This window comes from Myceligenerans halotolerans, assembly GCF_054782975.1.
Window position 1 is genome coordinate 103,141 of the sequence record NZ_BAAGRL010000025.1, and the last position, 14,785, is coordinate 117,925.

At 72.0% G+C, this 14,785-nt stretch carries 13 protein-coding genes; 9 read left to right on the forward strand and 4 right to left on the reverse strand.

The genetic code is table 11. The features are described 5' to 3' along the window. Nucleotides 1-55 precede the first annotated feature (55 nt). A complete protein-coding gene (locus tag ACYVK5_RS17080) occupies nucleotides 56-1,291 on the reverse strand; it encodes a protein kinase domain-containing protein (RefSeq protein ID WP_460707152.1) in 1,236 nt (411 codons plus the stop codon). Between the two features lie 118 nt (nucleotides 1,292-1,409). On the opposite strand from ACYVK5_RS17080, the gene ACYVK5_RS17085 reads away from it, so the two are divergent. Further along, the gene (locus tag ACYVK5_RS17085) at nucleotides 1,410-1,781 is read left to right on the forward strand and encodes an Rv2175c family DNA-binding protein (RefSeq protein ID WP_460707153.1); all 372 of its coding nucleotides are present in this window, start codon (nucleotides 1,410-1,412) and stop codon (nucleotides 1,779-1,781) included. A gap of 136 nt (nucleotides 1,782-1,917) precedes the next feature. On the opposite strand, the gene ACYVK5_RS17090 is transcribed toward ACYVK5_RS17085, so the two are convergent. Next, on the reverse strand, nucleotides 1,918-3,060 hold the full coding sequence (locus tag ACYVK5_RS17090) for a polyprenyl synthetase family protein (protein WP_460707154.1): 1,143 nt from the start codon (nucleotides 3,058-3,060) through the stop codon (nucleotides 1,918-1,920). A gap of 9 nt (nucleotides 3,061-3,069) precedes the next feature. After that, nucleotides 3,070-3,744, reverse strand: a complete 675-nt coding sequence (locus ACYVK5_RS17095; protein ID WP_460707155.1) for a hypothetical protein — start codon at nucleotides 3,742-3,744, stop codon at nucleotides 3,070-3,072. A 141-nt stretch (nucleotides 3,745-3,885) separates the two neighbouring features. Between ACYVK5_RS17095 and ACYVK5_RS17100 the strand changes: the two genes are divergently transcribed. The 3 genes from ACYVK5_RS17100 (at nucleotide 3,886) to ACYVK5_RS17110 (ending at nucleotide 7,775) form a co-directional block, all read left to right on the forward strand. Then, a complete protein-coding gene (locus ACYVK5_RS17100; RefSeq protein ID WP_460707156.1) occupies nucleotides 3,886-5,106 on the forward strand; it encodes a DUF4192 domain-containing protein in 1,221 nt (406 codons plus the stop codon). A gap of 156 nt (nucleotides 5,107-5,262) precedes the next feature. Next, nucleotides 5,263-5,619 carry a universal stress protein gene (locus ACYVK5_RS17105; protein ID WP_460707157.1) on the forward strand — a complete coding sequence of 119 codons (357 nt, stop codon included), beginning with the start codon at nucleotides 5,263-5,265 and terminating at the stop codon, nucleotides 5,617-5,619. A 434-nt stretch (nucleotides 5,620-6,053) separates the two neighbouring features. Further along, entirely contained in the window at nucleotides 6,054-7,775 is a 1,722-nt protein-coding gene (locus tag ACYVK5_RS17110; RefSeq protein ID WP_460707158.1) for an RNA polymerase sigma factor, read from the forward strand. A 102-nt stretch (nucleotides 7,776-7,877) separates the two neighbouring features. Here ACYVK5_RS17110 and ACYVK5_RS17115 read toward each other — a convergent pair whose 3' ends face one another. Continuing rightward, nucleotides 7,878-8,075 carry a DUF7455 domain-containing protein gene (locus ACYVK5_RS17115; protein ID WP_460707218.1) on the reverse strand — a complete coding sequence of 66 codons (198 nt, stop codon included), beginning with the start codon at nucleotides 8,073-8,075 and terminating at the stop codon, nucleotides 7,878-7,880. 288 nt (nucleotides 8,076-8,363) lie between these two features. Here ACYVK5_RS17115 and ACYVK5_RS17120 point away from each other — a divergent pair, with 288 nt between their 5' ends. The 5 genes from ACYVK5_RS17120 (at nucleotide 8,364) to ACYVK5_RS17140 (ending at nucleotide 14,628) form a co-directional block, all read left to right on the forward strand. Further along, nucleotides 8,364-10,502 (forward strand): DNA gyrase/topoisomerase IV subunit B, encoded by a 2,139-nt coding sequence (locus tag ACYVK5_RS17120; RefSeq protein WP_460707159.1) that lies wholly within the window; start codon nucleotides 8,364-8,366, stop codon nucleotides 10,500-10,502. A 112-nt stretch (nucleotides 10,503-10,614) separates the two neighbouring features. Beyond that, complete coding sequence (locus ACYVK5_RS17125) at nucleotides 10,615-11,016, forward strand: DUF4430 domain-containing protein (protein WP_460707219.1); 402 nt, start codon at nucleotides 10,615-10,617, stop codon at nucleotides 11,014-11,016. Next, a complete protein-coding gene (locus tag ACYVK5_RS17130) occupies nucleotides 11,016-11,639 on the forward strand; it encodes a DUF6580 family putative transport protein (protein WP_460707160.1) in 624 nt (207 codons plus the stop codon). The genes ACYVK5_RS17125 and ACYVK5_RS17130 overlap by 1 nt, the downstream gene beginning before the upstream one ends. Nucleotides 11,640-11,831: 192 nt before the next feature. Further along, nucleotides 11,832-13,001 carry a pectate lyase family protein gene (locus ACYVK5_RS17135; RefSeq protein ID WP_460707161.1) on the forward strand — a complete coding sequence of 390 codons (1,170 nt, stop codon included), beginning with the start codon at nucleotides 11,832-11,834 and terminating at the stop codon, nucleotides 12,999-13,001. Between the two features lie 301 nt (nucleotides 13,002-13,302). Then, the gene (locus tag ACYVK5_RS17140; protein WP_460707162.1) at nucleotides 13,303-14,628 is read left to right on the forward strand and encodes a lipase family protein; all 1,326 of its coding nucleotides are present in this window, start codon (nucleotides 13,303-13,305) and stop codon (nucleotides 14,626-14,628) included. The last annotated feature ends 157 nt before the right edge of the window (nucleotides 14,629-14,785 follow it).

Below are 14,785 nucleotides of genomic sequence, written 5' to 3' on the forward strand. Positions count from 1 at the left end.
CGCTCCCACGAGGTTTCCGCGCATCGCGTGAGGGGAGTCGCCGGGAGCCTCGTTCCTACGCCGGAAGGCTCGTGCTCGAGCTGGGCCCCCGCGCGGCGTCGGCGAGCGCGGCCACGGGCGACACCGGACCCAGCCGCTGCGGCACCCAGTCGAACTTGTCGTCGCCGTCCATCCAGGCGAGCCCGATCAGGAGCAGCAGGAGCAGGATCGCGACGGTGATCAGGGGACCCACGCGTTCCCGGCGGCGCGGCCTGGTGATCGGCACGGCGGCGGCGTGCTGCGAACCGCTCGCCCGGCGCGGACCGAGCGCGGGCAGCAGCGTCTGGGGGATGCCCGTCGTCGCGTCGGGACGGGCCGGCATCGTCGGGGCCGTGGGCGACGGGCTCGCCGCGTCCGCCGTCCCGAGCTCGCCCGGCGTGGAGTCGAGCACCTCCGCGGGCAGCGCCTTCCAGACCGCGCGGAGCAGTCGCAGTGCCGCCCGGCCGTCGGCAGGGCGTCCGGCGGGGTGACGTGCGGCGAGCGTGCGCACGAGGTGCTCGACGGCCCCGCCGAGCCCTTCCACGACGGTCGACGGCGCGGGAATGTCGTTGTTCACGTGCGCGTACGCGACCTGGATCGGCGTGTCCCCGGCGAACGGCTGCTTCCCGGTGAGCATCTCGAAGGCCATGATGCCCACCGCGTAGACGTCGGCCCGGACGTCGCACCTCCCGGTCGAGATGACCTCGGGAGCCATGTACGCCACGGTGCCGAACACGGTGCCCGTGGTGGTCTGCGTCATCTCCGTGACCGCCCGGGCCAGGCCGAAGTCGGCGACCTTGGCGTGCTTCCCGCTCTCGCCCAGCAGGACGTTCTCGGGCTTGATGTCACGGTGCACGACGCCTCGGTCGTGCGCGGCGGCCAGCGCGGAGAGCACCTGGTCGAGCAGCGCGAACGTACGGCGTACGGTCAGCTTCCCCTCGCGAACGAGCGCGCGCAGGTTCGTCCCCGGCACGTACTCCATGGTCAGGTAGCTGAGATCGCCGTCACGCCCCTGGTCGTACATGGCCACGACACCGGGGTGGGAGACGCCGGCCGCCGCGCGGGCCTCGCGCTGGAACCGGGCGAGGAACTCGGCGGCCTGGTCGCCCTTGGCGAGGTGCGGATGCATCACCTTGAGGGCGAGCTCGCGGTTCAGGAGGGCGTCGTGGGCGCGGTACACGGTAGCCATCCCCCCGCTCGCCACGCGCGCGGTGACCTGGTAGCGGTCATCGACCGTCCGCCCGACCAGGGGGTCTTGAGTCACGGGAGCCACGGGCCGACAGTGTACGGGTGCGAAGCCACCTGCGGGTATGAAATGTCCTGTCCGCGGACCGCGCCGCCCGCAGGAAGCCGGACAACACGACGGCGCCGGCGCCGGATAGGATCGGCCGGTGAGCACCACGACGCCTGACGGCCCGGATCTGGACGCCCTCGTCGACGAGTGGCTGACGTTGCCCGACCTCGCCGATGCCCTCGGTATCGACTTCGGTCGTGCCCGCCGGCTCGTGCGTGACCGGCACGTGGTCGCGATCAAGCACGGTGATCGTTCCGTGTGGCAGGTCCCTGCCGGATTCCTGCACGACGGCGAGGTCATCGGCACCCTGCGCGGCACGATCGTGCTGCTCACGGATGCCGGGTTCAAGGATCCCGAGATCATCGCGTGGCTGCACGAGCACGAGGAGTCGCTCGGTATGAGCCCGCTCGACGCCCTGCGGCAGGGTCAGCGAGCCCAGGTGCGCCGGGTGGCTCAGGCGCTGTTCTGACGGAGCCTTCCGGAGCCGCCGGGCTCAGCCGCTGCGGGCGCTCCTGCGTCGCGTCCTCGCGACCGACCCGGCGGGCCCGGGACCGGCTGCGTGAGCGGACCGTGCACGGCGCGGCGCGGACGCCCCCGGTCCCGGCTCAGGCGTCGCGGTCGACCAGGGCCCGCGCGATCGCGGACAGCATCTCGCGGCCCGGCACGGTCAGGTCGGCCGCGTCGAGACGCACCGTCGCCGTCCCGTACAGCTCGGAAACGAGGCGCTCGACGCCGTCCAGCGCCCCGGACCCCATGATGACCTCCCGCACGCGCCGGACGGCGTCGTCCGACAGGCCGGGATCGCCGAGCGCGCCGATGAGCAGTTCGCGACCGGCGCCGGCCGGCAACCCGGCCATCGCACGCGCCACCAGGACGGTGCGCTTGCCCTCGCGCAGGTCGTCCCCGGCGGGCTTGCCGGTCACGGCGGGGTCCCCGAACACCCCCAGCACGTCGTCACGCAGCTGGAACGCCTCACCGAGCGGGACACCGGCGGTGTAGACCTGCGCCGCCCGCTCACGGCCGGCACCGGCGAGCAGCGCACCGAGCTCCAGCGGAGACGCGACCGAGTACCCGGCGGCCTTCGCGCGCAGCACCGTCCGCGCCCGGACCTCGTCCGCGGCGGGGTCGGCACCCCACGACTCGGCCTGCGCGAGCACGTCGAGGTACTGGCCCGTCACGACCTCGCTCTGCATCCGGTCGAACGCGTCACGCACCTCCGGCGCGACACCGGGCACCCCGGCGAGCGCGGCCGTCAGCTCCCGCTGCGCCGCGATCAGGACCAGGTCGCCCAGCAGGATCGCCCCCGCCTCCCCGAACCGCGCGGAATCGCCCGACCAACCCGACCCGGCATGCCGCGCGGCGAAGGAACGGTGCGCCGTCGGCGCACCACGCCGCGTGTCGGAGTTGTCCATGACGTCGTCGTGCAGCAGGGCCGCGGCCTGGAAGAGCTCCAGGGCAGCACCCGTGCGAACCACCGCCTCGGCGACCGGACCCGACGCGGCACCACCGTGCCCGCGGTACGACCACCAGCACAGCGCGGCACGGAGCCGCTTGCCCCCGGACAGGAGGACGGACGCCTGATCGGTCAGCGCGGTCGCGGCACCGTCGGCCGCTGCGCTGATGCCAGCGATCTCCGAGGCCAGGGACGCCAGGTGGGCCGTGAGGGCCCCGTCCACCCGGGACCGCAGCCCCTCGACGTCGACGAGAGCGGCCGGCGTGGTCGGTACGGGGGAGGAGATGAGTGCCACGAAGCCAGCCTAGGCGCCCTGCCCGGCAGCTACGGTCCCGCTCAGGGTGAGCAGCGAGCGGTCACCGTCCTTCAGGACGCCCACCAGCAGCGATTCGTTGACCTTCTTCTTCTTCACCGTCGTAGTGCGGGTGAACGCGGCCTGCTCCGACATGCCGCTCTCGGCCGGGGCCTCCAGCCGCTCGAAGCCGTTCTTCCCCAGGATCGAACCCACCCGCTGGAGCAGCTTCGCCGGGGACGTCTTCGCCGACAGATTCAGCGTCACCTGCACGGTCGCGGGGCTCGAATCCGGGACCGGAGCGGCGGACGTCGCCAGCAGCTCCCCGCCGTCCGGTACGGACACCACGCCCTTCGGGAATCCCGGCGCGAAGTCCCCCACCACACTCCGGGCGTCGAAGCTCGGCAGCGCCTGCGGCGCGGGGCTCGCGCCCGGCGAGGCGGACGGGGCGTCCGTGGCCGCCGGATCCGCCGCGGCGCTCGCGGCGGGGTCCGGCTCCTCGCTGACCTGGCGCGCGTTGCCGAACTCGCCGGCGATGTCGCTCGCGGTCTCGCGAGCGTCGCATCCGGACAGCAGCAGCGCGCCCGCCGCGGCGACCGCCGCCGCGCGGGCGACGGCATGGCGGCCGCCGTCGTCCCGTTCGCTCGTCGTGGGCCTCGCCCGGCCCGGCAGGAGAATTCGTGGCACCCCGACACGGTAGCCGTTCGGACCGCCGTACCGGGAACGTGCGGCTCCGATACCGACCGGCGCCGGGGGATCGCGCAAGTTGTCGACAACCGCCGTCCGGCGGCCCGGCGGGACGGCGGCGGTGCGCGTGTGATGGTGTTCATGAATACGAACGTCACCACCGTGCGGGTGCGAGGCCCGCAGGACCTCATCGCCTTCGTTCCCTTCCGGCTCGGCTACCAGCCGTCCGAGTCCGTCGTCGTGGTCAGCGTGCGCGGGAGACGTCAGGTCGTCGGGCTGGTCGCCCGGCTGGACCTGGACGCCTTCGACGGGCGGTGCACCGACGGGCGCGCGGCGCGCGAGGTGGCGGCCGAGTCGCTGGCCCGCGTCGCGACCAAGGACGGGGCCGATCGCGTCGTCGTGGTGGGGTACACCGGCGCGGCACTACCCGCCGCCCTCGATGCGGGGACCCGGGTCCGGCGTGCGGTCGAGGCGACGTCGGCGCGGGTCGAGGCGCAGCTGCCGGGAACGGAGTCATGGATCGTCACGCCCGGCGGCTATCGCGCGCTGGACTGTACCGACCCGCTGTGCTGCCCCGCCGAGGGGCGTCCGGTCGAGGACATCATCCACAGCCGGATCGCGGCCACGATGGTCCTCGCCGGCCGTTCGGTCGCGCCCAGCCGTGCCGACCGGCTGCACATCGCTCGCGCCTCACCCGAGACGCGGCGCTCGGCCGGGCGGGCCGCAGGCCGCTGGGAGAACGCGCGAGCCGCCACCGCCGGCTGGGTCGAGCGGTCCCTGGAGGAGTGGCGCGTCGCGGTGCGGCGGGCGGGCACGGCGGAACCAGGGGAGAGCGTCGAGCTGGAACCGGCGATGCTCGGCCGGCTCGCCGCGGCGATGGGCGACCGATGGGTGCGCGATGCCCTCCTCCTGTGGCTCACCGCGGACGGCGGCCCGGCGGAGGACGACACGGCGGACGACAGTGCGGTGCTCCGCACCGCCCAGCGGCGGGTGGACACCGCGACCGACGCCGCAGCGGGGCGGGCCATGGCCCGGATCGTCGACCCGGACGGCGCGACCCGCCCCGGCGACGAGCGGGTCGGGCCGGCGGTACGCGTCCTGGAAGCGGTCGTCGCGCACGTCCCGCGGGTGCGGCAGCCGGCGCCGCTCACCCTGCTCGGCCTCCTCGCGTGGTGGGGCGGCGACGGCGCGATGGCGTCCGGCCGGCTCGACGCCGCACTCGCGATCGACCAGGAGTACACCCTCGCCAAGCTCGTCTCGACCGCGCTCGACGCCGGCCTGCCACCGGGCTGGGTGCGGCGGGAGACGGCGGAGCTGATGCGCGAGCAGGGGCGGGAGGAGGCCCTGGAGACGGCGTCGTAGGGGTGCGCCGTGGCTCTGACGGCACCCGTTGCCCACGCGGTACCCACGCGGTACCCGGGCGGACGACGACCACGTCGTGGACGCCACGGGCTCGGCGGTGCCCGGGTGCTGTTCCGGCGGGGTGACCAGGCCTGTTTTCCGGTAGCGTCGTTGTCCATGACGATCGTCGTGGGCAACTTGGCCACCCCCGAGGGACAAGCAGCACTCGACGCCGCAGCGGGCGAGGCCGAGCAGCGCAAGGCTCCGCTCGTCGTGGTGGCCGGCCCCGGCGAGCCCGGCCGGGACACCGGTGAGCTGACCGCGCGGCTCGGCACCGCCGGCATCGAGGTCCGCCTGGACCCGGGTACCGGTGACCTCGCCGACGACCTGGTGCGGATCGCGCTGGAGACGGGCGCCGAGCTCGTGGTGATCGGACTGCGCCACCGCAGCCCGGTGGGCAAGCTGATCCTGGGATCGGGCGCCCAGCGCATCCTCATCGAAGCCCCCTGCCCGGTGCTGGCGGTCAAGGTCTGACCCCAGCCGGGCCCAGGATCACGGTCGACGCCGTGGCTCCCTGGCGTACCGGCCAGGTCATCGATGCCACGGGCGGCGCACACCCGTGATGCCGGCCGGAAGGCCTGACGTGCGGCGCGGGTCGAGCCGTGCGTCCGGGTGCGTACGAGCGGCTCCGATCTCGGCGGCTCGCAGTGTCGCACGGGCCCGCGCGGGAATCATCGGGCGCCCCGGTTCGTTGACCATCTATCCCGAAGAAACAAGCGAGAACCCGGGAGAAATGCCCGTCATGAGCGGGCACCGCATGCGTGAGGCTGTGAGATGAGCCCCGAATTTCCTGCGCTGGCCACGTTGGCAGAGGCGTGCAAGGGTGCCAACGGTACAATATCCCTTGTTCGTTGCCGATCACGACGAGGTCCAGTGCAGGCCCCGGCAGCGGAACCACCGGATCCTCGATGACCCCGAAAGGTCGGTTTGTGGCGCCCACTCCCGTCAACTCCCAGGACACAGCTCTTGATCGCGCCCCCGTGCGTGACCTGCCCCGCGAGTTCGAGCATCCCGCTCTGAAAGAGCTCCTCAGCACCGGCGTGGCCGCCGGCCGAGTCGATGCCGAGAACTTCCGCACGGCATGCGAGACCGCGAAGGTGGCCGATGCCAAGCGGCTCAAGGCCGTCCTGCGGGCTCTTGCCGGCTCCGGGGTCGACGTCGGGCTGCCCGCCTCGGCGACCGTCGCCGCCGCCGCGAGCCACTCGGGTGCGGTCGCCGCGAAGGCCAGCGTGGAGGACGATGCCGAGGGCTCGGCGTCGTCCACGACGTCCGGCGCGCGGAAGACGACGCGTCGTACGACGAAGTCGACCACCACCCGGAAGACCACGGCGAGGAAGACCGTGGCCGCGGAGTCGGAGGCTCCCGCCGACGCATCCACGGACGCCGTCGCGGACGAGCCCGAGGCCGAGTCCGGGAAGCCCGCGGCGCGGAAGAAGCCGGCCGCCAGGTCGGCCGCGAAGAAGCCCGCGGCGAAGACCGCCGCGGCAGCGAAGACGACGACGCCACGGCGTCGCAAGGGGGCGGACGACGCCCCGGTGCTCGTGGAGAACGACCTGTCGGATATCTCGACCCCACCGCTCGAGGAGGAGGAGCCGGCGCCGACCGCGAGGCGGCGCAAGGCCGAGATCGCCGACGAGCGAGGCGGCTTCGTCGTCTCCGACACGGACGACGAGGACCAGCCCGCGCAGCAGGTCGTCACCGCCGGTGCCACCGCGGACCCGGTCAAGGACTACCTGAAGCAGATCGGTAAGGTCGCGCTGCTGAACGCGGAGCAGGAGGTCGAGCTCGCCAAGCGCATCGAGGCCGGCCTGTTCGCCGAGGAGCGCCTCGCCAGCACGGAGTTCGACCGGAACGACAAGGACCAGCGCCGAACTGAGCGCGACCTGAAGTGGATCGCGCACGACGGCAAGCGTGCGAAGAACCACCTGCTCGAGGCGAACCTGCGCCTCGTGGTCTCGCTCGCCAAGCGCTACACGGGCCGCGGCATGCTGTTCCTGGACCTGATCCAGGAGGGCAACCTCGGTCTGATCCGCGCGGTCGAGAAGTTCGACTACACCAAGGGCTACAAGTTCTCGACGTACGCCACCTGGTGGATCCGGCAGGCGATCACCCGCGCCATGGCGGACCAGGCCCGCACCATCCGCATCCCGGTGCACATGGTCGAGGTCATCAACAAGCTCGCCCGCGTGCAGCGCCAGATGCTCCAGGACCTGGGCCGCGAGCCCACGCCGGAGGAGCTGGCCAAGGAGCTGGACATGACCCCGGAGAAGGTGGTCGAGGTCCAGAAGTACGGCCGCGAGCCCATCTCCCTGGCGACCCCGCTCGGCGAGGACGGCGACAGCGAGTTCGGTGACCTCATCGAGGACTCCGAGGCCGTGGTGCCGGCGGACGCGGTGTCGTTCACGCTGCTGCAGGAGCAGCTGCACCAGGTGCTGGACACGCTCAGCGAGCGCGAGGCAGGCGTCGTGTCCATGCGGTTCGGCCTGCAGGACGGCCAGCCCAAGACGCTGGACGAGATCGGCAAGGTCTACGGCGTGACGCGTGAGCGCATCCGTCAGATCGAGTCCAAGACGATGTCGAAGCTGCGGCACCCGTCGCGTTCCCAGGTGCTGCGCGACTACCTCGACTGATCCGCGGTACCGCCCGCCCGGGTCCGCAGCGACCCAGGACAGCAGAACGGCCGGCTCCCTTTCGGGGGCCGGCCGTTCTCGTGGTCTGTGAGGGCTCTGGGGTCAGTTCTGCCCGTGCTCGGCGAGCAGCCGGTCGGTCTCGTCCTGGACGTGGGTGGCCACGCCGGCGTAGGCGGGCTGGTGTGCTCGGGCGTGGTGACCGCAGAAGAGCAGTTCGCCCGAGGGCAGGACGACTCGCACGTAGGCCTGGGCCCCGCAGCGGTCGCAACGGTCGGCGGCGGTGAGTTGTTCGGTCGTCATGGTCGTCACGCCCCTATCCAACCATCGGTGCATCGGGTCCCATCCCCTCAGAGCCCCGCTTTCGCCGTGAGCATAGCGGTGTCCCTCACAGTTTCCGTAGCCGGGGAGGCCCGATTGCGCTGAGGGATGAATCGGAGTCACGCGGATGCCCACGGTGTCCGACGGCGGTCGCGGGGTGCGGCCACGCTCGTGCCGCGCCGCCGCTCGGGGACGTCCGCCATACCTCTACTCGCGTCTGTCCTGCGTGGCGAGCACATCGTGTCGGCCTCCTCGTCTACGCTGTGCCCCGTGACCGCGACCGCCCGTCCTGAGAAGGAATCCAGCTACACCGCCCGGCATCTCTCCGTCCTGGAGGGCCTGGAGGCGGTGCGCAAGCGACCCGGTATGTACATCGGGACCACCGACTCCCGTGGTCTCATGCACTGCCTGTGGGAGATCATCGACAACTCCGTCGACGAGGCCCTGGGCGGGCACGCGACGCAGATCGACGTCGTGCTGCACGCGGACTCGTCGGTGACGGTCGCGGACGACGGCCGCGGCATCCCGGTCGACGTCGAGCCGAAGACAGGACTGTCCGGCGTGGAGGTCGTCTACACGAAACTGCACGCGGGCGGGAAGTTCGGCGGCGGCTCGTACGCGGCCTCGGGCGGCCTGCACGGCGTGGGCGCCTCGGTGGTCAACGCGCTGTCCGCGCGCCTCGACGTCGAGGTCGACCGCGGCGGCAAGACGCACCGGATGATGTTCCACCGCGGTGAGCCCGGCGTGTTCACGGACCCGCCGTCGGGCGCCGGGCCGGATGTGCCGTTCGAGCCGTTCACCGATCATTCCGAGCTCACCGTGATCGGCAAGGTGAAGCGGGGCGTGACCGGCACGCGCGTGCGGTACTGGGCGGACCGGCAGATCTTCCCCAAGACCGCCGTCTTCAGCTACGACGAGCTCGTCACCCGCGCGCGGCAGACCAGCTTCCTGGTGCCGGGCCTCGAGATCCGCATCCGCGACGAGCGGGGCCTGCCCGGCACGCCGGGGGAGTCCGGCGTGCACGAGGAGGTCTTCAAGCACGACGGCGGCGTGATCGACTTCGTCGAGCACCTCGCCCCGGACACGCCGGTAACGGCGATCTGGCGCCTGCAGGGCTCGGGCACGTTCTCCGAGACGGTGCCCGTGCTGGACGACAGGGGCCACATGACGCCCCAGGCGGTGCAGCGCGAGTGCGAGGTGGACGTGGCGCTGCGGTGGGGCACCGGGTACGAGACCGAGATGCGCTCCTTCGTCAACATCATCGCCACCCCCAAGGGCGGCACCCACCAGACCGGGTTCGACCAGGGCCTGCTCAAGGTGATCCGCAAGGCGGTGGAGACCAACGCCCGCAAGCTCAAGGTCTCCACCAAGGAGAACGCCGAGCGGATCGAGAAGGACGACGTCCTCGCGGGCCTCACCGCCGTGGTCACCGTGCGCCTCGCGGAGCCGCAGTTCGAGGGTCAGACCAAGGAGGTGCTCGGCACCGGCCCGGTCCGGCAGATCGTCTCCCGCGTGGTGGAGCAGGAGATCCAGGCGCACCTGACCTCCCCCAAGCGGGACGACAAGACCCAGGCCGCGCTCCTCCTGGAGAAGGTGGTCGCCGAGATGCGCGCCCGCATCACCGCGCGCAAGCAGAAGGAGATCAGCCGGCGCAAGAACGCGCTGGAGACCTCCTCCCTGCCCGCCAAGCTCGCCGACTGCCGCAGCGACGACGTGAACAAGTCCGAGCTGTTCATCGTGGAGGGCGACTCGGCCCTCGGCACCGCGAAGCTCGCCCGCTCGAGCGACTTCCAGGCGCTGCTGCCCATCCGCGGCAAGATCCTCAATGTCCAGAAGGCGTCGATCAGCGACATGCTGCGCAACGCCGAGTGCGCCGCCATCATCCAGGTGCTCGGCGCCGGCTCCGGGCGCTCCTTCGACCTCGAGGCGGCCCGCTACGGCAAGATCGTGCTGATGACCGACGCCGATGTCGACGGCGCGCACATCCGCACCCTCCTCCTGACGCTCTTCTACCGCTACATGAAGCCGCTCATCGAAGCGGGCCGGGTGTTCGCGGCGGTGCCGCCACTTCACCGGATCGAGCTGCCGGCCAGCGGGAAGCGCAAGACGGAGTACATCTACACCTACTCCGAGGCCGAGCTGCAGAGCACGCTGCGCAAGCTCGACAAGGCGGGGCGGCGCTACAAGGACGACATCCAGCGGTACAAGGGCCTCGGCGAGATGGACGCCGACCAGCTCGCGGAGACCACCATGAGCCCGCGCCACCGCACGCTGCGTCGCGTCACGGCCGAGCACGCCGAGGCCGCCGAGCGCGTGTTCGACCTGCTCATGGGCTCGGACGTCGCGCCGCGCAAGAAGTTCATCGTCGACGGCGCGAACGAGCTGGACCGCGAGCGTATCGACGTCTGATCCGTCAGCGACCCGCATCGGGGCCCTGGCCCGGCGTCCGGGTCGCAGAGCACCGGTCCACGAGACGCACATGCGGGTTCGGGGGCCGGGTTCTTACGATGAGGCTGTGACCATGCAACGCACCACCATCCCGTCCCTGAAGATGCTCGCCGCGGCGGCCGTCGTCGCACTCCTTGCGGCCTGCGGCTCCGGCGGCGAGAACAACGACGAGGCCGACGACGCCGCGTCCGCTCCCGGCGGCCTCGCCCCGGCCTGCGTCGAGAAGGAAGACTTCACCTACACCGGCGAGGACGGTGAGACCGCGCTCGACCTGCTCCTGGAGAATGACCCGAACGCCGAGGCCACCGGCGACGACGACACCGCCTTCGTCACGGCCATCTGCGGATACACCGCCGACGAGGGCGAGAACGAGTTCTGGGCGTTCTACGTCGACGGCGAGCAGGCCGAGGTCGGCGCCGGCACGTTCGAGACCGAGGACGGCCAGGAGATCACCTGGAAGCTGGAGACGTTCTGATGCGAGGCGCCCGGTCCGACGCCCACCGGCCACCCGTACGCGACCTGACGCTCGCGGACCTCGCGCACCGCTGGTGGCGGCCGGCACTCGCCGTCGCCGCGGTGGTGCTCGCGGTGGTGTGGCGCATGGTGCGCGCGGACCTGGGCGCCCCGCCGAATCTGGAGCTGATCACGGCGGCGACGTTCTTCGCCGCCGTGATCCTGCGGCACCGCGCGGCGGTGCTCGTGCCGTTCGCGGCCGCCGCGGTGAGCGACGCGCTGCTCGGCAACACGTCGATCCTGCTGTTCACCTGGACGGCGTGGGCCGTGATCGGGCTCGGGGCGCTGCTCGTGCGTCGCACCACCGGGTGGCGGAGGCTCGGCGCGGCGCTCGGGCTCGGTGTCGGCGGGTCCGTCTGGTTCTTCCTGTGGACCAACTTCGGCGTGTGGTTGCAGGGCAGGGGCACCTTCTACCCTGCCGGTCTCGACGGGCTCCTGGCCTCCTACGTGGCGGGCCTGCCGTTCTTCCGCACGATGCTGCTCGGCAACCTGGTGCTGGTTCCGCTCGCGGCGGGTGCCGTGGCCCTGGTGGAGCGCGCCGAGCGCGTCCTGGCGGCATCGGGGACCCTGCCTCAGCCCCGGTGACGTCACCGGATTCGTGATCTGCTCGCCCGGGTGAAGTTCCGCGACGGGACTGCAACGTTGTAGTCTCCGATGCGCTGGCGATTTGCCAGAGATGTCTGATGGCGTCGTGCGCATCGCGCCTCTCGCGCCGTCGCCGGTGTACAAGGGCGTGCACACCACGAACCCAGATCGTGCACACGAGGAGCAACCCAGATGGCTCGCACTTCCAGATTTCGTCGTGGACGGGTGGTGATCGCAGCCTCCGCCGTCGTGGTCGCCGGTCTCGGCGCCGGCGCCTATGCCCTGGCCGGCAACAACATCCTCGGCGGCGCCCAGGACGCCGTCGTCGTCGCCGATTCGGTACGGGCCGACGCCGAGGAGGCGGCCGTCACGGTCCCGGACTCGGTCCAGGTCGACACCGAGGCGGGAGCCGTGGAGGTCTCCGGCGGCGAGGGCCGCCCGTCCGAGGGCACCGAGAAGCCCTCCGAGGAGAGCAAGACCGGGAAGTCCGCGTCCGAGGAGGCGGGAGCGCCCGCCGCGGCCGGCGCCCTGATCGGGTGGGGCGGGCAGAACGGCGGCGTCACCGGGGGTGGTGACGCGGCGGCGATCGGTGTCGGCTCCGCCGACGAACTGGCGGGCGCCGTGTCCGGCGGCTCGGCCAAGGTGGTCCGGCTCTCCGGCGACGTCTCCTGCAGCGGGATGATCCGGGTCGGGTCGAACACCACCGTCGAGGGTGTCTCGGGCGCGCGGCTCACGGGCTGCGGCCTGGACGTCGCCGACGCGGAGAACGTCATCATCCGCAACCTGTCGTTCGACGGCTGGGACGACGACGCGATCAACATCCAGATGTCCCGGAACGTGTGGGTGGACCACAACACGTTCGGCGTCGGCTACGACGGGTCGCTCGACATCAAGCGCGGGTCGGACTACGTCACCGTCTCCTGGAACCACTTCCAGGGCCACGACAAGAACGCCCTGCTCGGCCACTCCGACGACAACGGCGACCAGGACACGGGTGCGCTCCGGGTGACCTACCACCACAACTGGTTCGACGGCACCGTCCAGCGCAACCCGCGCGTGCGGTTCGCGAACCCGGTACACGTGTTCAACAACCTGTACACGGGTGTCTCCAGCTACGGCGTGGCCTCCACGATGGGTGCGGGCGTGCTGGTCGAGGGCAACTACTTCGAGAACGTCGACGACCCGTTCCACCTCGGCGAGGCCGACTCCGGCCCGGGCAGCATCGTGGCCCGGGACAACCACTTCGTGAACTCCGGCGAGGGGCAGCAGGGCGGTTCGGTCGAGCCGATCCCGTACTCCTACACGCCCGAGGACGCCGCCGGCGTCAAGGAGACCGTGATGGCGGGCGCGGGCCAGTCCTGACGTCCCGGACGACGACGGCCGGCCCGGCCCGTTCCTGACTGCCGTCCGGGCGTGGTGCACGACTGCGGCCAGCCGGATCCTGGCGGTCTCCGTCATGTGGTCGGGGGTTTGGCGTGTGGTCGGTCAATCACTTGACCGACCACACGCCAAACCCCCGACCACACTGCGTCCCGCCGTCCCGCCGCTCCCCGGAGGGCTCTTGGCGCCGCTACTTATTGTAGTTACAGTAAGTAGCGCTCGGTTCGCCGGGCCGGGTGCTCAGCGTCGAGCATCCGGGGACGACCTCGAAGGAGAGGCATCCATGCTCAACCGCCATCGTCACCCCGCCCGCAGAACATGGCTTCGCGGGCTCGCCGTCACCACCGCCGCCGCACTCGCGGTCCCGCTCGCACCCGCCGTCGCGCAGGCTGCGCCTCCCGCACCGGTCAGCACGACGTCGAACACGACGTCCGCCGTCGCCCCCGTGCCGGACCCCGGGACCGGGGAGCTCACCGACCCGTCGTCGGCCGCCGTGCCCGACGACGGCCGGCTCCGGTCCGGCACGATCTTCCCCGTCCCGCCCGACGGCTTCTACGACCCGCCTGCCGACCTCGGCGACGGCGCGAACGGCGAGCTGATCAGGACGCGCGAGCAGCCCGCCGGCCTGGTCGCCCGCACCTGGATGGTCATGTACCACTCGACCAACGCCACCGGCCAGGACATCCCCGTGACCGGGCGCGTCCTCGTGCCGCACCGCCCATGGATCGGCCAGGGGCCGCGCCCGATCGTGACCGTCGCGCCCGGGACGCGGGGTGTCGGCGACGACTGCGCGCCGTCGCGCTGGCTCGACTACGAGCGGCCGCTCATCGAGCCCTTCCTGCTCAAGGGGTACGCCGTGGTGATCACCGACTACGAGGGCCTCGGCACACCCGGAGTGCACACCTACATGGTCGGCAGGTCGCAGGGTCGCGTCGTGCTCGACATGGTGCGGGCCGCCACGAACCTGACCGCGTCCGGGCTGGAGCCCGGCGGCAAGGTGGTGATCGCCGGCTACTCGCAGGGCGGCGGCGCGGCGGTCTGGGCCGGCGAGCTGTGGCAGGCGTACGCGCCGGAGCTCGCCGTCGTCGGCGTCGCCGCCGGTGGCGTGCCCGCCGACCTCACCGAGGTCTCCGAGAGGCTCAACGGCGGGGTCGGCTTCGGGTTCATGCTGCTCGCCGCCTTCGGGTACGACGCCGCCTACCCGGAACTCGACCTGCACGGCTATCTCAACGAACGGGGCCGGCGCCTGTACGAGCGGGAGCGGGACGCGTGCGTCGACACGGCGCTCGCGTACGCGCTGCAGGACATCGGCGTCTACACCGACGAGGACCCGCGGTACACCGACGCCTGGCAGGCGCGGTTCACCGAGAACCGCGCCGGGGCGAACCCGCCGGACGCGCCGATGTTCCTGTACCACGGCCTGTTCGACGAGATCGTGCCGCCGGGCCAGGCGGTGACGCTGCGCGAGGAGTACTGCGCCGCGGGCGCCGACGTGTACTGGCAGTGGCATCTCGGCGAACACATCACGACGATGGTGACCGCGGCGCCGAGCGTGGTGCGATTCGTCGAGAACCGCTTCGCCGAGCGGAGGTTCCGGAGCCGCTGCTGACTCCTTGCCGCCTGCCGTAGAGGGACGTGCCGCCTGCCGTCGGGGGCGTGCCGGCTGCCTCGACATCCCGGATCGCCGAGGCAGCCGGCCGCGACCGGTGGCCGTCGCCGGTTGGCCGCCGCGGCTCAGCGGCCCGGCCACCCGGCCCGCGCTTTCA

Coding starts and splice junctions, on each gene's coding strand:
- ACYVK5_RS17100 (WP_460707156.1), top strand. CDS start 3,886: ATGAATACGAACGTCACCACCGTGCGGGTGCGAGGCCCGCAGGACCTC.
- ACYVK5_RS17105 (WP_460707157.1), top strand. CDS start 5,263: ATGACGATCGTCGTGGGCAACTTGGCCACCCCCGAGGGACAAGCAGCA.
- ACYVK5_RS17110 (WP_460707158.1), top strand. CDS start 6,054: ATGACCCCGAAAGGTCGGTTTGTGGCGCCCACTCCCGTCAACTCCCAG.
- ACYVK5_RS17115 (WP_460707218.1), bottom strand. CDS start 8,075: ATGACGACCGAACAACTCACCGCCGCCGACCGTTGCGACCGCTGCGGG.
- ACYVK5_RS17125 (WP_460707219.1), top strand. CDS start 10,615: ATGCAACGCACCACCATCCCGTCCCTGAAGATGCTCGCCGCGGCGGCC.
- ACYVK5_RS17130 (WP_460707160.1), top strand. CDS start 11,016: ATGCGAGGCGCCCGGTCCGACGCCCACCGGCCACCCGTACGCGACCTG.
- ACYVK5_RS17135 (WP_460707161.1), top strand. CDS start 11,832: ATGGCTCGCACTTCCAGATTTCGTCGTGGACGGGTGGTGATCGCAGCC.
- ACYVK5_RS17140 (WP_460707162.1), top strand. CDS start 13,303: ATGCTCAACCGCCATCGTCACCCCGCCCGCAGAACATGGCTTCGCGGG.